This is a genomic window from Azorhizobium oxalatiphilum, assembly GCF_014635325.1.
Classification (GTDB): domain Bacteria; phylum Pseudomonadota; class Alphaproteobacteria; order Rhizobiales; family Xanthobacteraceae; genus Azorhizobium; species Azorhizobium oxalatiphilum.
The window spans coordinates 238,750-259,107 of sequence record NZ_BMCT01000002.1 but is presented as its reverse complement, the minus strand read 5'-3'; the positions used below and the strand labels follow the sequence as shown (position 1 = coordinate 259,107).

General features: G+C 66.2%; 18 protein-coding genes. 10 read left to right on the top strand and 8 right to left on the bottom strand.

Annotation, left to right across the window (positions count from 1 at the left end):
* Positions 1–67: 67 nt before the first annotated feature.
* Both IEW24_RS09710 and IEW24_RS09705 read right to left on the bottom strand, forming a co-directional pair.
* The gene (locus IEW24_RS09710; protein WP_188577918.1) at positions 68–523 is read right to left on the bottom strand and encodes a phasin; all 456 of its coding nucleotides are present in this window, start codon (positions 521–523) and stop codon (positions 68–70) included.
* Between the two features lie 232 nt (positions 524–755).
* Positions 756–1,319: a phasin family protein gene (locus tag IEW24_RS09705; RefSeq protein ID WP_188577915.1), complete on the bottom strand. Its 564-nt coding sequence runs from the start codon at positions 1,317–1,319 to the stop codon at positions 756–758.
* A gap of 221 nt (positions 1,320–1,540) precedes the next feature.
* Between IEW24_RS09705 and IEW24_RS09700 the strand changes: the two genes are divergently transcribed.
* The 6 genes from IEW24_RS09700 (at position 1,541) to IEW24_RS09675 (ending at position 10,417) form a co-directional block, all read left to right on the top strand.
* Positions 1,541–3,991: a sensor histidine kinase gene (locus tag IEW24_RS09700; RefSeq protein WP_188577913.1), complete on the top strand. Its 2,451-nt coding sequence runs from the start codon at positions 1,541–1,543 to the stop codon at positions 3,989–3,991.
* Between the two features lie 241 nt (positions 3,992–4,232).
* On the top strand, positions 4,233–4,472 hold the full coding sequence (locus tag IEW24_RS09695; RefSeq protein ID WP_188577911.1) for a (2Fe-2S)-binding protein: 240 nt from the start codon (positions 4,233–4,235) through the stop codon (positions 4,470–4,472).
* A 136-nt stretch (positions 4,473–4,608) separates the two neighbouring features.
* Positions 4,609–5,088 carry a bacterioferritin gene (gene bfr, locus IEW24_RS09690; protein WP_188577909.1) on the top strand — a complete coding sequence of 160 codons (480 nt, stop codon included), beginning with the start codon at positions 4,609–4,611 and terminating at the stop codon, positions 5,086–5,088.
* A 203-nt stretch (positions 5,089–5,291) separates the two neighbouring features.
* Positions 5,292–6,308: an extracellular solute-binding protein gene (locus IEW24_RS09685; protein ID WP_188577907.1), complete on the top strand. Its 1,017-nt coding sequence runs from the start codon at positions 5,292–5,294 to the stop codon at positions 6,306–6,308.
* 158 nt (positions 6,309–6,466) lie between these two features.
* A complete protein-coding gene (locus IEW24_RS09680; protein WP_244644280.1) occupies positions 6,467–8,146 on the top strand; it encodes an ABC transporter permease in 1,680 nt (559 codons plus the stop codon).
* Between the two features lie 372 nt (positions 8,147–8,518).
* A complete protein-coding gene (locus IEW24_RS09675) occupies positions 8,519–10,417 on the top strand; it encodes an AsmA family protein (RefSeq protein WP_188577904.1) in 1,899 nt (632 codons plus the stop codon).
* A gap of 42 nt (positions 10,418–10,459) precedes the next feature.
* Here IEW24_RS09675 and IEW24_RS09670 read toward each other — a convergent pair whose 3' ends face one another.
* The 3 genes from IEW24_RS09670 to thrC form a co-directional block, all read right to left on the bottom strand.
* A complete protein-coding gene (locus IEW24_RS09670) occupies positions 10,460–11,143 on the bottom strand; it encodes a GNAT family N-acetyltransferase (protein WP_188577902.1) in 684 nt (227 codons plus the stop codon).
* Between the two features lie 102 nt (positions 11,144–11,245).
* Positions 11,246–12,532 carry a M16 family metallopeptidase gene (locus IEW24_RS09665; protein ID WP_188577900.1) on the bottom strand — a complete coding sequence of 429 codons (1,287 nt, stop codon included), beginning with the start codon at positions 12,530–12,532 and terminating at the stop codon, positions 11,246–11,248.
* A complete protein-coding gene (gene thrC / locus IEW24_RS09660) occupies positions 12,529–13,941 on the bottom strand; it encodes a threonine synthase (RefSeq protein ID WP_188577898.1) in 1,413 nt (470 codons plus the stop codon). Before thrC ends, IEW24_RS09665 begins: the two co-directional genes overlap by 4 nt.
* A 290-nt stretch (positions 13,942–14,231) precedes the next feature.
* On the opposite strand from thrC, the gene IEW24_RS09655 reads away from it, so the two are divergent.
* From IEW24_RS09655 to IEW24_RS09640, 4 genes are all read left to right on the top strand, one after another.
* Positions 14,232–15,212, top strand: a complete 981-nt coding sequence (locus IEW24_RS09655) for a hypothetical protein (RefSeq protein ID WP_188577896.1) — start codon at positions 14,232–14,234, stop codon at positions 15,210–15,212.
* Between the two features lie 107 nt (positions 15,213–15,319).
* The gene (gene purB, locus IEW24_RS09650) at positions 15,320–16,627 is read left to right on the top strand and encodes an adenylosuccinate lyase (RefSeq protein ID WP_188577894.1); all 1,308 of its coding nucleotides are present in this window, start codon (positions 15,320–15,322) and stop codon (positions 16,625–16,627) included.
* Positions 16,628–16,754: 127 nt separating this feature from the next.
* The gene (locus IEW24_RS09645) at positions 16,755–17,051 is read left to right on the top strand and encodes a type II toxin-antitoxin system RelB/DinJ family antitoxin (RefSeq protein WP_188577892.1); all 297 of its coding nucleotides are present in this window, start codon (positions 16,755–16,757) and stop codon (positions 17,049–17,051) included.
* Positions 17,038–17,313: a type II toxin-antitoxin system RelE/ParE family toxin gene (locus IEW24_RS09640; RefSeq protein WP_188577889.1), complete on the top strand. Its 276-nt coding sequence runs from the start codon at positions 17,038–17,040 to the stop codon at positions 17,311–17,313. Before IEW24_RS09645 ends, IEW24_RS09640 begins: the two co-directional genes overlap by 14 nt.
* Before the next feature lie 89 nt (positions 17,314–17,402).
* Here the strand turns inward: IEW24_RS09640 and grxD are convergent, their stop codons facing one another.
* The 3 genes from grxD to purL all read right to left on the bottom strand — a co-directional run bounded on the left by grxD (position 17,403) and on the right by purL (position 20,326).
* Entirely contained in the window at positions 17,403–17,741 is a 339-nt protein-coding gene (gene grxD, locus IEW24_RS09635) for a Grx4 family monothiol glutaredoxin (protein ID WP_188577887.1), read from the bottom strand.
* Between the two features lie 121 nt (positions 17,742–17,862).
* Entirely contained in the window at positions 17,863–18,096 is a 234-nt protein-coding gene (locus IEW24_RS09630) for a BolA family protein (RefSeq protein WP_188577886.1), read from the bottom strand.
* A gap of 22 nt (positions 18,097–18,118) precedes the next feature.
* Positions 18,119–20,326 carry a phosphoribosylformylglycinamidine synthase subunit PurL gene (gene purL, locus IEW24_RS09625; RefSeq protein WP_188578797.1) on the bottom strand — a complete coding sequence of 736 codons (2,208 nt, stop codon included), beginning with the start codon at positions 20,324–20,326 and terminating at the stop codon, positions 18,119–18,121.
* Between the last annotated feature and the right edge of the window lie 32 nt (positions 20,327–20,358).

Sequence of the window (20,358 nt, the reverse complement as noted above, 5' to 3'; positions counted from 1 at the left end):
GACCACGCGGCATCGACAAATAAAAAGGGCGCCCATTGGGCGCCCCGGATCTCGGAATGTCGGCGTCTCAGGCCGCCGAACGGAAGGTCTTCTCCACACCCGCCTTGATGGGCTCGGAGCTTTCGGTCGCGACCTTCTGGGCCAGAGCGGAGAGCTCCTTGGCCTGGGACGAGAGAGTCTCGAACTGGGTGCGCAGATGCGTCGTGGACAGCTCGGCCGCCTCGGTCGCGCTCTTGGCGGACAGCACGGAGGCAAAGAAGTCGAACGCCGAATTGACGTTCGTGCGCAGGATCTCCAGCGACTTCAGATTGTATTCGGCGACGCCCTTGGAGGCGGTCGTGTAGGTGCCTTCGATCAGATCGGAGGTCTGCTCGGAGGCAGCCTTCATCTTCTCGAAATTGCTGCGGTAGCTCTGCACGCTCTTTTCCGCCATGTCGCGGAAGGCTGCCGGAACTTCTACGGACGAAAACGCCTTGGTGGCATTCTCAAACTGGTCCTGAAACGCCTTAAAGGGATCAGTCATGGTTTCCTCGGAGCGTTGGTGTTGAAATAGCCACGCATGGCGTGTCCCACGGCGCCCGTCGGAACGGAAAACGCGCGTCACGAACCGCCTTCACCTCAGCTTCTTATATTTACGAAGCCGCCTCACCTCAGACATGTTCAATGTAACGCAGTGCAATGAAAGTTCAAAATCCTTTTTTGCGCCGCACAAAGCTAAGCCTCGGGTGCGGCGCAATCTTTTGCCCTCTCCGCCCTCAGTAGGTGCGGTTGGGATCGTTGAAGTTCTCCGCCGCCTGCGTGGCTTGCTCGGTGGCGGCCTGGGCATCCCGCGTGGCCGCGCTGCCGGCGGCCTTCACGTCCTCGGCGGCGGACTTGGCATGCTGCGCCGCCACGGCGCCAAGAGCCTTCACCCGCTCGGCAAGCGCACGGGCATGCTCGTCCAGCGTGCGGACGGTGGTTTCGCCCAGCGACCGTGCGTCGCTGCCGAGCGCCGCCGCCTGCTCGGACACTGCCTGCATCTGGCGAGTGAGGAATTCCGTCTGCAGGGTCAGCACCTCCTGCGGGCTCTTCGCCTGCACGAGCTTGTTCAGGAAGTCGAAGCTGGCATTGAAGTTGGTCTCCACCAGCCCCAGCGTCTTCTGGCGCAGGTCACGCAGACCTGTCCGCATTTCCTCGATGCGGCCTTCGGAGTCCCCCACGGCCTCGCGCGCCGTGTCGAAAAGAGTGTCGAAAGCCTGGCGGGCTTGTGCGACATTTTTTTCCGCAATGGCTCTCAACTCCGCGGGCAACTCCAGATCGGGACCGAATTTCGGCGTCATGCTGGTTACTCCTCGGGCAAGGGGGCCTTAATTTCTGCCCCACAGGGATTTTAGGCTGGATTGGGCCTCCGTCGGCAAGATGAAACATTTGCGCGACAGCGGTACGATTGGCGGCCTGTTAATATTTGCCCGCCACCTTCGGCAGCGAGAGATGGACGTCTCCGCAGTCGATTCCCGATCGTGTCCGCAGGGATACTCACCCGTCCGACAGCACCGAGGCCATGAGCGAGTCGACGCACCGTATGCCGCCGCACCAGGAAGCGCTGTTCGCCCCGCTGCGAAGGGATGATCTCCCCTCGTTTCTGGTGATGCTTCCGGACATGACGGTGCTGGCCGCCACCCCGGCCTGCGCCCCTCTGGGCATCGAGGCCGGAGGGCCTGCGCCGCTTGGGGTGAAGATCGTCGCCAAACGTGTCGGCATGTCGCTGCGCCGGGCACCGCGGCTGGAGCGGGTGCGCCTGCCCTTCTCGCTCATGCCCAAGCCCTTCGCCTGCATCTCCCTGCACGTCTCCATCGGGCAGGTGGTGCTGTTCGCGGATCCGCTCGCCCTTGCCAACTCCGCCGACCCTGCCCGCTCGCTACCCGGCCTGACGCGTCTGCCCGTCGTGACTGCAACAGCCCGCCCGCCGTCTTCCGAGCAGCGGGCGCTGCGCTTTTCATGGGCCGCGGACGAGAGCGGACGCCTGACCCGCATTTCCCCCGATCTCCCCGAGGCTCTGGGCGGTGCCGCCGATGCCTGGATCGGCCGCGACTTCGAGGAACTGGCCGAAGCCGGCCTCCTTGAGGACGGCACCCCCATGCGCGAGGCGCTGTTGGCGGGATCGAGCTTCTTCGGGCTGACGCTGGCATCGGGCGGCCACCCGCCGCAGAAGATCGAATTTGGCGGTGTGCCGCTGTTCGATGCCGCACGCCGTCGCCTCGGCACACGGGGCTTCGGCTTGCTGTGGCGGGATGGCTCAGGTCCGGCACCGGTTCAGTCCAGCACGGCAGAGCCGATGGAAGGCGAAGCCCCCATCGACCGCCCCTTCAACGTGGTGCCGCTGCGCGGCAACACGCTGACGGCCCGCGAACAATCGGCCTTCCACGAGATCGCCCGCACGCTGACCGAAGCCATCGACGAATGGCCGAAGCCGGTCGCCGCCATCGCCGCCCCCACATCACAGGACGCGGCGGAAATGGTTCGCCCCCTCGAAATCCCGACACCTCCGCCTGCCGCCCCTGCGCCCGACCGGGATGGCGAGGAGCAGCTCATCGATCGCCTTCCCATTGGCGTGGTGGTTCAGCAGGCCGGCACGACGGTGCGCGCCAACAGGACGCTGCTGGGCTGGCTGGGCGTGAGGGATCTGGACGAATTCATCGCCTCCGGCGGCCTGTCACCGCGTCTCCTGCGTGATGCGGGCACGGGCCTGCTCGACCTGGAATCCCTGCATGGGGATCGGCTGCCGGTGGAGGTGCGTCTTGTCTCCTCGCCATGGCAGGGCCGGCCGGCGCTGGTGCATGTGATCCGTCCGCTGGAAGGCGGCGCAGGCGACACCAAGCCCCAGCCCCCGGCGGCCCGCGACGATAGCGCCCCCTCCGAGGCCGAAACCGGCGAACGTCTCCAGCTGGAACGCGCGACGGCCCGCCGTCAGGCGCTCGACTTCATGCCGTTCGCCATCCTGCTGCTGGACCGCAACGGCACGGTCGAGATCGCCAATATCGCCGCAGCGGAATTTGGATTTGCCACCGAGGAAGTGGAAGGCCAGCCCTTCACTTTGCTGCTGGCGCCGGAAAGCCACGTGCCGGCTGTTGCCATGCTCGATCGGGCACTCGATGGCGAGGCCCAGCAAAGCGAGCAGCTCATCGTGCGCCGCCGTTCCGGCAAGAAGCACGCGGTGGATGCCCTGCTGGGACCGGCCGGCGAGAGCGGGACGCGCTTCTGCCTGGTGCTGCGGGAAGCTGGCGAGATCGCCACGCCGAGCCAGCCCCTGGCCGGACTCGAGGATACGCCCGAGCGTCTCGACACCCTCGCCCGACGCCTCTCCCACGATCTGCGCGATCCCCTGACGGCCCTGCTGGGCTTCGTGGAAAGCGTGCAGCGCGGCACATTCGGCCCCGTGGGCAACCGCCGCTATCACCAGTTGGCGGATACTGCCGCCGCCGCCGGCCGGGCCGTGCTGCAGACTCTGGGCGACCTCGACGAACTGGCATTGCCGGAGGCGCCGCGTCAGTCGCCGGTTCTGCTGGCGCCGATCATCGAGGCTGCGCTGGTGCATTTTGCCGACGCTGCCCGGCGTCGCCGCGTACTGCTCCGCTCCGCCTTGCCCGACGATGTGGCGGCCCGTTGCGATGACATGGGCCTTGCGCGCATCGTCCGCATGCTTGTGGAAGAAGCCCTCGCGGCGACACCCGCCGACGGGCAGGTCATCGTGACGCTGGCGGAGACGGATGAACCCGAGCCGCAGGCGGCCCTCATCCAGATCCGCGATGGCGGGACAGGCCTGAGCGAAGAGGAAATCCGTCAGATACTCGATCCGGCGGCGCCTGCCCCCGTCTCTGACCGTTTCGGGCGCCTGGCACGCCCCTTCCGCATGGCACGGATTTCCGCGTTAGTGCGCGCCCAGGGCGGAACCCTCACCCTGAAGCGTGGCGTGGACGTGGGCATGCTGGCCCAGATCGTTCTGCCACGCTGACGCTTCCCACCCCTGAGAGCATGCACGCGGGAGGGGCGAAGCTTGCCCGTGTACTGCCTGCGGCACTGCGCGCACTCACAATAGAAAAGATAAAAAGAACCCCCTTTCCTTTTGAAATCGCCATTTCCGGTCCTACATGCCATTTCGGGTGCCATTGACGACGATGGCTCGCCTCTGCGAGAACTGATTAGTAAATCGCTTGTTTAGAAGCGATCTAATCTATGATGTACCGGGCCTCTAGATGATCGTCTGCTCGTGCAACGTCTTTTCTGATACGCAAGTCCGAGATGCCCTCGCATCGTCGGGGAGCGTGACGTCGCCCGGTCAGGTCTATCGCTGCCTCGGCTGTTCGCCCCAGTGCGGCCGCTGCGCCCGGACCATTCGTGCTATTCTGGACGAAGTGCAGGCTCACTCCTGCGCGGAATGTCCGACCGCCTGCCCTGCCGCCAATCTCTCCACTCGCATCCTCGCTGCCGAATAGGTCTCCGCCCAACCTTTTCCCCAACGGGACTGGATGGTGTGCGCCATCCTTGTTGCGCTCACTTTAGAATTGGTCTAATTCTGTTTTCAGGTTTCGAGATGGCGGCGCGGCGCTGCCCCCTTAGGAGAAGACCCAGATGAAGGGCGATCAGAAAGTCATCGAGTATCTGAACCGCGGCCTGCGTTCGGAGCTCACGGCGATCAACCAGTACTGGCTGCACTACCGCATGCTTGAGAACTGGGGTTATCGCGATCTCGCCAAGAAGTGGCGCACCGAGGCCATCGAGGAGATGGTGCATGCGGACAAGTTCGTGGACCGCATCCTCTTCCTCGACGGCTTCCCGAACCTGCAGGTGCTCGACCCGCTGCGCATCGGCCAGGACGTGAAGGAAATCCTCGAGTCCGACCTCGCCGCCGAGAAGGAGGCCCGCGCCCTGTATCAGGAAGCTGCGGCCTACTGCCAGTCGGTGAAGGACTTCCCGAGCAAGAACCTGTTCGAGGAACTGATGGCGGATGAGGAAGGCCACATCGATTTCCTCGAGACCCAGCTCGATCTGGTGGAGAAGCTCGGCGTGCAGCTCTACGCCCAGCACCACATCGGCGGCCTCGGCGACTGATCTCAGGCGCCTGCCAGACAGTGAAAGGCCCGGCATCTGCCGGGCCTTTTCTTTGTGCGCAATTCGCCCCTCTTTTTAGCTTCTCCAACCTATTGACGTCACTGCGTCTTTTATTGACGACCTTTGACGCTCCCGCTACGGCACGCTTTGCCGAGATCCGGCAGGTGGGGAAACGAGATCGGGAGGATATGATGGCGCGCTCGATGGCCAAGACACTGCTTCTGGCTGCTGGTGCCATGACGCTGCTGGGAGCAAGCGCATCCGCGCAGCAGGTGGTCAATGTCTACACCACCCGCGAGCCGGCGCTCGCCGCGCCGCTCTTCGAGGCCTTCACCAAGGCCACGGGCATCACCGTGAACAGCGTGTTCGTGAAGGACGGCCTGCCCGAGCGCGTGAAGGCGGAAGGCGCCGCCTCTCCGGCCGACCTTCTGATGACCGTGGACGTGGGCAATCTGCTCGACGTGGTCGATTCCGGCGTGACCCAGCCCGTGGACAGCGCCGTGCTCTCCAAGGCGATTCCCGCCAACCTGCGCGATCCCGCCGGGAACTGGTTCGCGCTCTCCATGCGCGCCCGCCTGATCTTCGAGGCGAAGGACCTGCCCAAGCCGGCCAGCTTCACCTATGAGGAACTGGCCGACCCCAAGTGGAAGGGCAAGGTCTGCATCCGCTCGGGCCAGCACCCCTACAATATCGGCCTGACCGCCGCCTACATCGTCCATCACGGCGAGGAAAAGACCGAAGCCTGGCTGCGCGGCCTGAAGGCCAACCTCGCCCGCAAGGCCACCGGCGGCGACCGCGAGGGCGCGCGCGACGTGCTCGGCGGGATCTGCGACGTGGCGGTGAGCAATTCCTACTATGTGGGCCTGATGCGCACCGGCAAGGGCGGCCCCGAGCAGCAGAAGTGGGGCGACGGCGTGCAGGTGGTCCTGCCCGTCTTCGAGGGCGGCGGCACGCATGTGAACGTGTCCGGCGCCGCGGTGGCGAAGAACGCGCCCAACAAGGCCAATGCCATCAAGCTGCTGGAATTTGCCGTCTCGCCGGAGATGCAGGCGGTCTATGCCGAGCAGAACATGGAATATCCGGTTCTCGCCGGCGCCAAGGTGGCCCCGGTCATCGCCGAGCTTGGCCCGCTGAAGATCGACACCGTCTCGCTGGTGGATGTCGCCAAGGCGCGCAAGAAGGCGAGCGAGCTGGTGGACAAGGTCGGCTTCGACAACTGAGCAGTTACGCGCCGGCCGGCTTTACAGTCGGCCGGCGCTGAACTCTTCTGACCGCTTACAGAGGCGGGATTCGCCCCGAGCCGGCACATTAAGCCGTTGAATCAGGCTCATCGGATCCGGCTTCAAGTCCCTGATCCTCAAACAGGATCTCAAAGCGCGTGACCGACCTTGCCTTGCGGCGGAGCTCAAGACGCCGCGCGCATTTCCTGCCCCGCCGGGGCAGCGCCATCCTGCTGGTGTCCGGCGGCGTTGCCCTTCTGGCGTTGCTGCCGGTTCTGGCGCTGGTCGAAATCGCCGCGCAGGGATCCGGCGACCTGTGGCCGCACCTGATCGAGAACGTGCTGCCGGAGGCCGTACGCCAGACCTTGATGCTGCTGGTTGGCGTGGGCATGGCCACGGTTCTGATTGCCGTGCCCTGTGCGTGGCTGGTCTCGACCTGCGACTTTCCCGGCCGCCGCATGCTGGATTGGGCCCTGCTGCTGCCGCTGGCGGTGCCCAGCTATATCGTCGCGTATTCCTATCTGGATGTGCTGCACCCGCTCGGCCCGGTCCAGAGCGCCATCCGCTTCATGCTCGGCATTTCCAGCCCGCGCGGCCTGCGGCTTCCCGACCTGCGCTCCACTGGCGGCTGCATCTTCGTGCTCAGCGTGGTGCTCTACCCCTATGTCTATCTGTCGGCGCGAGCGAGTTTCCTCGTGCAATCGGCGGCGGCGCTGGATGTGGCGCGCACGCTTGGGGCAGGCCCGCTGCGCACCTTCGTGCGCATCGCCATGCCGCTCGCCCGGCCGGCCATCGTCGCCGGGGTGACGCTGGCGCTGCTGGAAACCCTCGGCGACATCGGCGCGTCGGAATTCCTGGGCATGCGCACCCTCACGGTATCCATCTACACGACGTGGGTGAACCGCTCGAACCTGCCGGGAGCCGCACAGATCGCCCTTGTCATGCTGGCGCTGGTGCTGCTGCTGATCGTCGCCGAGCGCTCGGCGCGGCGCAGCCGGCGGTTCGTGGCGACGGGCTCCGCGAAGCCGCAAGCCCCAACCCGTCTCAATGGCCTCGCAGCCATGGGGGCCGTGCTCCTGTGCACCCTGCCCGTGCTTCTCGGCTTCGGCGTTCCCCTCGCCCATCTTCTGAACGCCACCATACAGCGCGTTGAATTTTCGGGCTTTTCCATGGATGTGCTGCGCGAGGCCCGCAACAGTGCCGTGCTGGCGCTGGCCGGTACCGCCCTCGCGCTCCTGCTCGGCCTCATCGTGTCCGTCGCCCAGCGGCTGGACCGCAGCCGTCTCGGCACCGCCTTCGCCCGCATCGCCAGTCTCGGCTATGCGGTGCCCGGCACGGTTCTGGCCATCGGGCTTCTGACGCCCTTCGCGGCCTTCGACAATTTTCTGGACAGCCTTGCCCGTCAGTTCGCGGGCGTCTCCACCGGCCTTCTCATCTCCGGCTCGGGAGGCGCGCTGGTGATCGCTTATGCCATCCGCTTTCTCACCATTCCGGTGGGCGGCGTGGAGGCAGGCTATGCCAAGCTCTCGCCGCACCTCGACATGGCCGCGCGCAGCCTCGGCAGTACCCGGACGGGCGTCGTGCGCACGGTTCATCTGCCGCTCCTACGCCCGGCGCTCGCTACGGCGGCGCTGATCGTGTTCGTGGATGGCATGAAGGAACTGCCGGCCACACTGCTGCTTCGTCCACTCGGCGTCGAGACACTGGCGACCCACATCTATGCGGAAGCCGCGCGCAGCACCTATGAGGATGGCGCGCTCGCCGCGCTGCTCATCGTGATTGTCGGCCTGCTGCCGGTCATTCTGCTGGCCCGCATTTCACGAGCCTCCGCGCGCTGAGCGCGGAACGCACGCCACCAGCGCGAATCGACCTCTGAGGGTTCGTCTGCCGCAGCGGGATGCTGCGCGCAGTAAAATACCTCCGCGCCTTTCCGGCATCCTGTGCATCAAACGGCTGGAAAGACTTGCCCCCTCGGCGTTTCCGGCCTCGCTGAAGAAGAGGCAGGATGTCCCGTCATGGAGGCGCAACGGGGCCTCCCTTGTGGAACCCTCCTTCAGGTCCTATCCAGACAGTCGCCGGGCCCTAGCCAGCCATCAAAGAAACACAGACCGCAACGATTGTCGCGCCGGCTTCAAGCCGGGCTGGCGTTCGAATCGCGGTGCGGGCGTAGTGTTCGAGCCTTTTCCAACAACAGGATTGTTCGAAGAAACGTGGTCACTCTCGGTCCATCTGCCCGGCGCCTCGCGCTGGTGACGGCCGCCTCGGCGGGCGCGATAGCGGGGTTGCTCCTGCTGGCGCTGGCGGTTGCGCCTGCGCTCGTGCCGCAGGCCGAGGTGCGTCGCGCGGCGTCCGATGCATTGGCCGCCAGTTCGGGACGGGACGTGACCGTGCTGGGCGAAAGCCGCTTCTCCCTGCTGCCGGCACCACGCATCGTTCTCGACCGAATCCAGCTTTCCATGCCGGGCACCGCAGCGCTGGAATCCGAGCGCCTGACCGCCCGGCTCAGCCTGCTGCCCTTGCTGATGGGGCGGGCGGAGGTGGCCAGCGTGACGCTGGAGCGCCCCATCCTCACCATGTCGGGGCCCGTGACCGTACCTCACCTGTCCCTCGCCCCCTTCGTCAGCGGCACGTCCAATGCCACGCTGAAGGTCGAGAACGGCACCATTGCCTGGCGCGACCAGAACGGACTGACCCAGGAACTGGTGAGCGCCATCGACGCCCGGTTGGAGCGTTCCGGCGGCGGACGGGGCATCAGCGCCTCCGCCGACTTCTCGTGGCGGGATCATGTGGTGAGTGGCCGGATGATCGTGGGCAATGCCCGCCATTTTCTGGACGGCGTAGACAGCGACACCAAGCTCGACGTTTCGGTGGCGGGCTCCTGGCTGAAGTTCCGCGGCACCAGCGCCGCCGGCCCGAATCCGGTGGCCGAGGGCGAGATCACGCTCGATTCGCCGGACCTTCGCGACCTGCTGGGCTGGGTCGGCCAGCCGGTGGCGACCTCGGGCGGTTTCGGCCGCTTCGCCTTCGGGGCGCATCTGTCGGCCCATGCCCGCCAGATCGCCCTGACCCCTGCCTATATCGAGATGGACGGCAACCGCAGCGAGGGCGGGCTGACCATGAAGCTCGACGGCGAGCGCCCCCTCGTGGAAGGCACCTTTGCCGCCGATGCCCTCAACATCACGCCCTATGGCCGCGTGTCCCTGACCGCAGGCGGCGGCCATGAGTGGGATCATTCCCGCCTTGATGTCTCGCCGCTGCGCAAGGTGGATCTTGACCTGCGCCTGTCCGCCAACAGCATCCGCGCCGACGAAAGCCTGTTCGAGCGGGTGGCCGGAACAGCCGTGCTGCGCGGTGGCCGGCTCGACATGTCCATCGGCGAGGCCCGCGCCTGGGGTGGCCTGCTGCGCGCCACCATGATGCTCGCGCCATCCGAAACCGCCCGCGGCTCCCTCGCTTTGCGACTGGATATGGAGGCGTCGAACGTGGCGCTGGATCGTGCGCTCGGCGATATGGCCGACGTGCGTCGGCTGGAAGGCACCGGCTCCATCCAGGCCAGCCTCACCGGACATGGCAGCAGCATCTACGGCCTTGCCCACTCCCTGAGCGGCGACATCTCCCTTTCCGGCAAGGCCGGGGCCATCGTCGGCCTCGATGTGGCGCAGGCGCTACGCCACATCGAACAGCGTCCACTGTCCGGGGGCGGCGACCTGCGTGGCGGGCGCACGGCATTCAACACGCTGGAGGCCAAGGCCCATATCGAGAATGGACAGGCCACCATCGAGGGCGCCCGCATCGAGGGCAAGCTGGTGAAGCTGACCCTCAACGGCGCGGTCTCCGTGGTGCATCGGGATCTCGACCTGAAAGGCGAAGCGAGCCTGTTGAGCAGTGCCGCCGCGACGGCCTTCGACCTGCCCTTCATCGTGCAGGGGCCGTGGGACAATGCCTATGTGATGCCGGATGCGCAGAGCCTGATCCGCCGCTCCGGTGCGGCGGCGCCGCTGCTGGAAGCCGTCCGCAGTCGCGGTGGCGATGCGGCCGTGCGCACCATGATCGAGCAAATCGCCAAGCCGAGCCCCCTCCTGCCGACCGCCGGCAAGACGGCGAACTGAGCACCACACGGGGCGGTCAGCGGCCTCTCACGAGAGGGCTTCTTAAGGGCGCACGCGTTCCGTGCCGCTGCGGCGCTGCAAGCCCAGCCCGTCTTCCAGATCGTCCTGAAACCCGTCGATGCTTCCGCGTGCGGTGTGGGGCTTGGGGCAATCGCCCTTCAGCCGGGCGAACAGCAGATGGTCCTCCCAGATACCGTTGATGCAGAGATACTGGCGGGCATAGCCCTCGCGCACGAATCCCAGCCGCTCCAGCAGACGGATCGAGGGCGTGTTGTGGGTCATGCAGGCCGCCTCGATGCGGCGCAGATGCAGCACGTCATAGGCCAGCGGCAGCATGGCGGCGACGCCCGCGCTCATATAGCCCTGCCCTGCATAACGCTCGCCCATCCAGTAGCCTAGGCTCGCCGCCTGACAGACCCCGCGCCGGATGTTGGACAGCGTGAGCCCGCCCACCAGCGCATGGTCGTGACTGCGGAACAGGAACAGCGGATAGGCCTCGTCGGCCATCATGTCGCGGGCGTAGCGGCGCATGCGGCGGCGATAGGCGCCACGGGTGAGGTCATCCGACGGCCACACCGGCTCCCAGGGCGTGAGGAAGGTCCGGCTCTCGGCGCGCAGATCCCTCCAGGCCTGGAAGTCGCTGGACTGAGGAACGCGCAGATAGACGCCCTCCCCGGCAATAACGGGAAGCTGATCCGGCGCGAAAACCGATTTGAACAGCCACATGATGCAACGCGATCCCGAACCCGCGCTCATATCCCGCGCGGCGCCCGCTTAATGTAGAGCCGAAACTGCACGCACCTCAAATGGTTGGCGGTGGTTCCAGATTCAGGCCCGGATCAGGCGCTCCACGGCACGGGCGGCGGGATCGAGCCCCGTGCCCGGACCGATGGCCGAAAGCGTCGGCCGCCCGCCCGCCACGAGGTCACGCGCGGCCTGCCGCACGTCCTCCACGGTCACTGCCTCCACCTTGGCGACGATCTCGTCCACCGGAATCACCCGGTTGAACGCGAGGATCTGCCGGGCGAGCTGGTCCGCCCGCGCGCCGGAGCTTTCCAGCGCGGCCATCAGCCCCACCTTCATCTGCGCCTTGGCCCGGTTCAGTTCGGTTTCGGTGATGGTTTCGCCCGCGGCTTCCAACTGGTCGATAACGACGTTGGTGAGTTCGCCCACGTCGCCCATGTCGGTGCCGGCATAGATGGCGAACAGACCCGTATCCACATAGGACCAGTGGAAGGAATAGATGGAATAGCAGAGCCCGCGCTCTTCCCGCACTTCCTGGAACAGGCGGGACGACATGCCTCCGCCGAGAATGTTCGAGAGGACCTGAAGCGCGTGATACTGCGGATGCTTGAAGGAACGGCCTTCCAGCCCCAGCACGATATGCACCTGCTCCAGATCGCGCGGGGTCAGGATCGTGCCCCCGCCATAGGTGGCGGCCGGTGCCTCCGGCTTGGGCTCTGCGCCGATGGCGCGCAGGCGCGAAGACGCTTCCGCCACCAGTCGCTCGTGGTCCACCGCACCGGCGGCGGACACCACCATGCGTGGGCCGCGATAGGTGCGCCCCAGATAGGCGCCGAGATTGGCGGGATCGAAACTGCGCACCGTCTCCGGCGTGCCGAGGATGGAACGACCCATCGCCTGTCCGGGGAAGGCGCGCTCCTGGAACAGGTCGAACACGAGGTCGTCCGGCGTGTCCATGACCGCGCCGATCTCCTGCACGATCACATTCTTCTCGCGCGCCAGTTCCTCGGGCGCGAAGGCCGGCTCGGTCAGGATGTCGGACAGGATGTCGATGCCGAGCCCGAGATCCTCGCCCAGCACGCGCACATTGTAGGAGGTCTGCTCCACCGAGGTGGCGGCATTGATGTCGCCGCCCACCTGCTCGATTTCCTCGGCGATGCGCCGGGCCGAGCGACGGCGGGTGCCCTTGAAGGCCATGTGCTCCAGCAGATGCGAGATGCCGTGCTCGTTCTCGCCCTCGTCGCGGGCACCGGCGCCCACCCAGATGCCCAGCGACACTGTGCCGAGATGCGGCATGGTGTCGGAGATGACGGTGATGCCGTTGTCCAGAGTGGTGCGCTTCACGCCGCTGCCGATGGCATTCGCGCTCATGCTGCTGCTCCCGAAACCACGCGGGCGCGGGCAGAGATGAAGTCCTCGATGGCCTTCAGGTCATTGGGCAGCACGCTCACGCGCTCCTTGCGGCCGAACAGGTCCGCCATATGGGCCGGCAACGGCGGGCGCTTGCCGGTGGCGGCCTCCACGGCGTCGGGGAACTTGGCCGGATGGGCGGTGGAGAGCACCACCTGCGGCACCTTGCGAGCGTGCTCCACCTTCTCGGCCACCGCCAGCGCCACGGCGGTGTGAGGATCGGCGATATAGCCGCTCTCCCGATAAAGGCGGGCGATGGTGGCGGCGGTTTCCGGCTCATCGGCCTTGCCGGCAGAGAACTCACCGGCGATGGCAGCCAGGGCCTCGTGCGGCAGCGTGAAGGAGCCGGACTGGCTCAGCGAGCCCATGAGCTGGCGCACGGTCGCCGCATCGCGGTTCACCGCCTCGAACAGCAGGCGCTCGAAATTGGAGGAGACCTGAATGTCCATGGACGGCGAGGACGAAGGCTGCACGCCCTTCACCTCATAGCGCCCCGTCTCGAGCGTGCGGGCGAGGATGTCGTTGACGTTGGTCGCGATGGTCAGGTCGCGGATGGGCAGGCCCATCTTCTTGGCCACCCAACCGGCGAAGATGTCGCCGAAATTGCCCGTGGGCACCACGAAGGAGACCTCGCGGTGCGGCGCGCCGAGCGCCACGGCGGCATAGAAATAATAGACCACCTGGGCGACGATGCGGGCCCAGTTGATGGAGTTCACGCCCGCCAGCGCCAGCCGGTCGCGGAAGGCGCCATGGTTGAACATGGCCTTCACATGGGCCTGGCAGTCGTCGAACGTGCCTTCCACCGCGATGGCATGCACATTGGCGCCGCCCACCGTGGTCATCTGGCGACGCTGCACCTCGGACACGCGGCCATGCGGATAAAGGATGAACACATCCACCGCATCCGTGTGCCGGAACGCCTCGATGGCCGCGCTGCCGGTATCGCCCGAAGTGGCGCCGACGATGGTGGCGCGGCCATTGCGGGCCGACAGCACATGGTCCATCAGCCGCGCCAGCAACTGCATCGCCACGTCTTTGAACGCCAGCGTCGGGCCGTGGAACAGCTCAAGCAGGAACCGGTTCGGGCCGAGCTGCGTCACAGGCGTCGTCGCCGGATGGCGGAAGGCGCGATAGGCGTCGTCGATCATGGTGTCGAGGGCGGCCTTGGGCAGCGCATCGCCGACGAAGGGGGTGATCACCGCACGGGCCACATCCGCATAGGATTTGCCGGCAAGGTTCGCAATCTCATCGGCCGACAGGGTCGGCCAGCTTTCCGGCACATAGAGGCCGCCATCGCGGGCGAGGCCGGCGAGGAGCGCATCAGCGAAGGACAGCGACGGGGCCTCGCCCCGGGTAGAGACGTAACGCAAAGGAACCTCACTCGGACGCCGCGCGCCGGACAATGGGTCGGTCAGGGTAAGCCCCGCGGCCGCCCAGCGAAAGGCGGCAGTGCGGGATCCTTCCGCGCGTCTTATCCCGACCGGCGCGCTTATGCCAGCACAGGCTTTACCGAGGTCCCCGCTCTGTTGCGCCGCACATCAGCGCCCTGCACATGGGCCGGGCCACGGTCATGCGTGAGCCGGCGTTGCCGCCAAGGGGCATGGCGTCCATTTGGTAGGCCAACAATTGCCTTGCCCTTGAGTCCCTGAAGCTCTGTCCCATGTCCGTCCCAGCCCCAGCCGCGACCGTGCCCCCGAACATCATTTTGCGGCTTCTGGCCAGTCTCGGGCGCCACGGCACGCCGCTTGTCGCCTTCAGCATCTTCATCGGCCTCGCCTTGCCGCCTCTGGCAGCAGCGGCCAAGCCGCTCATGATGCTGTTGGTATACGCGATGCTGATCATGTCCTTCCTGCGCATGGACCTCTCCCGGCTGCGGGGCGGGAAACACCTCGGCGCGGTGCTGGCGGCGCTGGTCTGGGTCATGGGAATCTGCCCGCTCGTGCTGGGGCTCGCCACGCTCTTTCTCTTTCCCGGCCTCAATCCCGATATCATGCTGGCACTGGTGCTCCAGACCTCGGCACCACCCATCATGTCCGGAGCGGCCTTCGCCATCCTGTTGGGGTTCGAGCCCGGTTTCTGCCTGCTGATCATGATGGCCTGCATGCTGGTGACGCCCTTCAGCGCGCCGGTGATCGTGCATGCCCTGAGCGGCGCGGCGCTGGAGCTGGACCCCTGGAGCCTCGCCTTGCGGATCGGCGGCATCATCCTCGCCACGGCTGCCACAGGTCTGCTGTTGCGGCGGGCGATCAGCCCGGCCCGCATCACGCGCTGGCGTCATTCCATGGATGGGGTCAACGTCATCCTGCTGATGGTCATGGCCTTCGGCTTCATGGACGGCATCACGGCAAAGTTCATCGCCGAGCCTGTGCGCATGCTGGGCATTTCGGCACTGGCCTTCGGCGTCTCGGCGGGCGCCATGCTCGCCAGCATGCTGGTGTTCCGCCTCATTACCGGAGAGGCCGAAGCCCTGATGGTCGGCTTTTCCGCCTCCATGCGGAACATGATGCTGCTGGTGGTCGCAGCCGGCAGCATTCCCGGCGATACCTGGCTCTATGTAGGCCTGTCGCAGTTTCCCATCTATTTCCTGCCCTATCTGGTGCGTCCGCTGGCCCGGCGCATCCACCGGCGGGCGGCGGCCTGAGTGCCGGCATGTGCGGCGCGCAAGGCATGCGTGCCGCGATGCGCCTATCCTCGAAGGCGCCGATCTGGTAGAGCGCCCGCTTTAACGAGAGGCGCGCGAGCACAGCGATGATCCCCCGCTACAGCCGGCCCCAGATGGCCGACATCTGGTCCCCCGAAACCCGCTTCAAGATCTGGTTCGAGATCGAGGCTCATGCGGCCAGCATCATGGCCGAACTCGGCATCGTGCCGAAGGAAGCCGCCGAGGTGATCTGGGCCAAGGGCCGCGACGCCAAGTTCGACGTCGAGCGCATCGACGCCATCGAGCGGGAAGTGAAGCACGACGTCATCGCCTTCCTGACCCATCTCTCCGAGATCGTCGGTCCCGAGGCGCGCTTCGTCCATCAGGGCATGACCTCCTCGGACGTGCTGGATACCTGCCTCGCCGTGCAGCTCGTGCGCGCCGCCGACCTGCTGATCGCCGATGTGGACCACCTGCTGGCGGTGCTGGAGCGTCGCGCTTTCGAGCACAAGCTGACCCCCACGGTCGGCCGCTCGCACGGCATCCATGCCGAGCCCACCACCTTCGGCATCAAGCTCGCCATCGCTTATGCCGAATTCCAGCGCTGCCGCTCGCGCCTCGTGGACGCCCGCGCAGAGATCGCCACCTGCGCCATTTCGGGCGCGGTCGGCACCTTCGCCCACATCGACCCGCGGGTTGAGGAATATGTGGCCGAGAAGATGGGCCTCACCCCGGAGACCGTCTCCACGCAGGTGATCCCGCGTGACCGCCACGCCATGTTCTTCGCCACTCTCGGCGTGGTCGCCTCCTGCGTGGAGCGCCTCGCCACCGAAGTGCGCCATCTGCAGCGCACCGAGGTGCTGGAAGCGGAAGAGTATTTCTCCGAGGCCCAGAAGGGCTCCTCGGCCATGCCGCACAAGCGCAATCCGGTGCTCACAGAGAACCTCACGGGCCTTGCCCGCATGGTTCGCGGCTATGTGACCCCGGCGCTGGAGAACGTGGCCCTTTGGCACGAGCGGGACATCTCCCACTCGTCCGTGGAGCGCATGATCGGCCCCGACTCCACCGTGACGCTGGACTTCGCCCTCGCCCGCCTCGCCGGTGTGATGGACAAGCTGGTGGTCCATTCGGACAACATGCAGAAGAACATGGACAAGCTGGGTGGCCTGATCCACTCGCAGCGCGTCCTGCTGGCCCTGACCCAGAAGGGCGCCAGCCGCGAGGACAGCTACCGCCTCGTACAGCGCAACGCCATGCGGGTGTGGCGCGGCGAAGGCGACTTCCGCACCTTCCTTCTGGAAGACGCCGAGGTCCGCAAGTTCCTCTCCGAGGACGACATCAACGAGAAGTTCGACCTCGGTTATCACTTCAAGCACGCCGACACCATCTTCCGCCGCGTCTTCGGCCGCGCCTGAGGCTTTTGCTCCGGATTGGAGAGACGCGAATGCCCGGCTTCGGCCGGGCATTTTCGTTTGGGGCTGACGGATGTGTTGCGCGTATCTCAAATGAGAGACAAATTGTTCTCTGCAAAGGGAGGCGCTCATGCCCCAAACTTCGATGCTTCATGTACGCGTGGATGACGCGCTGAAGGAAGACGCTGCCGCAACCCTCGCCAAGTTCGGGCTGACGGTCTCGGATGCGGTGCGCATTCTGCTTACGTCAGTGGTCCGCGAGGGCGGGCTTCCCGTGGGGCTCACGTCCGATCCGGACGCCTATGATGCGTGGTTTCGCGCCAAGGTGAAGGAAGCTCTGGAAGACACCCGTCCCACAGCCTCCCATCAGGGGGTCATGGACGAGGCGCAGGCGGTAATCGCCGCGAAGCGCCATGCGCGTTCTTGAGTGGCGCGAAGCAGCCCGCGCCGATCTGCTCCACATCGTCTCCTACATCGCCGAGGACAATCCGGACGCCGCACAACGGGTTCTCGACGAGATCCGCGAGAAGGCCGCCCGCCTGCCGGAATATCCACGCCTTTACCGGCCGGGGCGCGTTGAAGGCACCCGAGAGATGGTGTGCGGAAGCTATGTGGTGATCTATGCGGAAAGCCCTGCGGCGGTGACAATCCTCCGCGTCCTCCACGGCCGGCAGGAATGGCCTGCCTGAGGATGAGAATCTGGCTCTTAGTTGCTGTCCCGAAACGAAAAATGCCCGGTCGAAGCCGGGCATTTCCCAAAATCCGAAACGACGACCGATCAGCCGATGGCGCGGTCGTGCAGGGCGATGCCCTTTTCCTCGAACAGCGGGATCAGCTCACCCGCCTGGAACATCTCGCGCACGATGTCGCAGCCGCCGAGGAACTCGCCCTTGACGTAGATCTGCGGGATGGTCGGCCAGTTGGCGTAGTCCTTGATGCCCTGACGCAGCTCGTCCGAGGACAGCACGTTCACGCCCTTGTAGGACACGCCGAGGTGATCGAGGATCTGGACCACCTGCCCCGAGAAGCCGCACTGCGGAAACTGGGGGGTGCCCTTCATGAACACGACAACGTCGTTGCTCTTGACCTCGTTGTCGATGAAATCGCGAATGCTCATCGGTTTTCCGTCCAGAATTGAGTGGCCGGCAGGCGCGCCGGTTGCCTGCCCCCAACATCGGGGCAGACGGGCGAAAGCGCAAGATGCCGCAACCTGAAGGTCGTGGAAGCCTGCGCTCGCCTCAGGCCGGTGCCGAGGTCTTCAGCGCCAGAGCGTGCAGCACGCCGCCCATGTTGCCCTGAAGGGCCGCATAGACCATCTGGTGCTGCGCCACCCGGGTCTTGCCCCGGAAAGCCTCCGAAACGACGGTGGCGGCGTAGTGGTCGCCGTCGCCCGCCAGATCCTGAATGGAGACCTCCGCATCGGGGAAGGCCGTCTTGATGAGGCGTTCGATCTCGCCCGCGTCCATGGCCATGGTCGTAACTCCCCGTGAAGCTTCAGTTCGCGCCCATATAGATGGGCAGCCAGCTCTCGTGACGATCGCGCAGCGCATCCACAGACACCGGCCGCTCGGCACCGAAGGTCAGCTTGTCGCCGCCGGTCTTGCCCAGCTTGGTGACGGGCACGCCCGCCGCCTCGGCGCGGCGGATCATCTCCGCATACTGGCCGCCGGGGATCGTCACCACATAGCGGGCCTGATCTTCGCCGAACCAGAAGGCATGGGCGGGAAGGCCCGCCGGGACGCCATCCACGGAGGCGCCGATGCGCCCGGCCATGGCCATCTCGGCGATGGCCACCAGCAGGCCGCCGTCGGAGATGTCATGGGCGGCGGTCACGAAGCCGTCCTTGATGAGGGCGCGCACGAAGTCGCCGTTGCGCTTCTCGGCCACCAGATCCACCGGCGGCGGGGCGCCGTCCTCGCGGTCGCAGACGGTCGAGAGATAAGCGGAAGAGCCGAGCCAGCCTTCGGTCTTGCCGACGACGAAGATGGCTTCGCCGGCCGCCTTGAAGGCCAGCGACATGCTCTGCTCGAGGTCGTCGATCAGGCCGACGCCGCCGATGGTCGGGGTCGGCAGGATGCCCTGACCGTTGGTCTCGTTGTAGAGGCTGACGTTGCCGGACACGACCGGGAAGTCGAGGGCCTCGCAGGCCGCGCCGATACCCTTCACGCAGCCCACGACCTGCCCCATGATCTCCGGCTTCTCGGGATTGCCGAAGTTCAGGTTGTCAGTGACGGCGATGGGCGTCGCACCGACAGCGGTGAGATTGCGCCATGCCTCGGCCACGGCCTGCTTGCCACCCTCGAACGGATCGGCCTCGCAATAGCGCGGCGTCACATCGGAGGTCATGGCGAGCGCCTTGGGGCCTTCGCCCACGCGCACCACGGCCGCATCGCCGCCCGGGCGCTGCACGGTGTTGCCGAGGATCAGATGGTCATACTGCTCCCAGACCCAGCGCTTGGAGCACAGGTCCGGCGAGGCGATCAGCTGTTCCAGCGCATCGGCCACCGACACCGCATGGGTCACGTCGGACGGGCCGAGCACGGGGCGCGGCGCGGTCTCGGTGAAGGGGCGATAGTATTCGGGAGCCTCGTCGCCCAGTTCCTTGATGGGCAGATCGGCCATCACTTCGCCGTTGTGCTTGACGACGAAGCGCAGCGTGTCCGTGGTCTTGCCGATGACGGCGAAGTCCAGGCCCCACTTGCGGAAGATGGCTTCCGCCTGCTCTTCCTTGCCGTCGGCGATCACCATGAGCATGCGCTCCTGGCTCTCGGACAGCATCATCTCATAGGCCGACATGCCGGTTTCGCGGCAGGGCACGGCATTGAGGTCCAGCTCCACGCCGAGGTCGCCCTTGGCGCCCATCTCCACCGCCGAGCAGGTGAGGCCTGCCGCGCCCATGTCCTGGATGGCGACCACGCAGCCGGCCTGCATGATCTCGAGGCAGGCTTCCAGCAGCAGCTTCTCGGCGAAGGGGTCGCCGACCTGCACGGTGGGGCGCTTCTCTTCCGCATCCGCGCCGAACTCGGCGGACGCCATGGTGGCACCGTGGATGCCGTCGCGGCCGGTCTTGGAGCCGAGATAGACGATGGAGCGGCCGACGCCGGCCGCCGCCGCGTAGAAGATCTCATCCGTCTTGGCGAGGCCGACGGCCATGGCGTTGACGAGGATGTTGCCGTTGTAGCGCTCGTGGAAACCGACGGAGCCGCCCACGGTGGGCACGCCGAAGGAATTGCCGTAGCCGCCGATGCCGGCCACCACGCCCGCCAGCAGGCGGCGGGTACGCGGATGATGGGGGTCGCCGAAGCGCAGCGCGTTCAGCGCCGCCACGGGACGCGCGCCCATGGTGAAGACGTCGCGCAAGATGCCGCCCACGCCCGTGCCCGCGCCCTGATAGGGCTCGATGAAGGACGGGTGGTTGTGGCTCTCCATCTTGAACACGACGGCCTGGCCGTCGCCGATGTCCACCACGCCGGCATTCTCGCCCGGCCCCTGGATGACGCGCTCGCCCTTGGTGGGCAGGGTGCGCAGCCACACCTTGGAGGACTTGTAGGAGCAGTGCTCGTTCCACATGGCCGAGACGATGCCGAGCTCCGTGATGGTCGGCTCGCGCCCGATCAGCTCCACGAAGCGCTGGTATTCATCCGGCTTCAGGCCGTGCTCAGCGACGAGTTCCGGGGTGATGCTGGGGGTGTTCGGGATCACGTTCAGGTCCGTCCGATCCAAATCAAATCCAA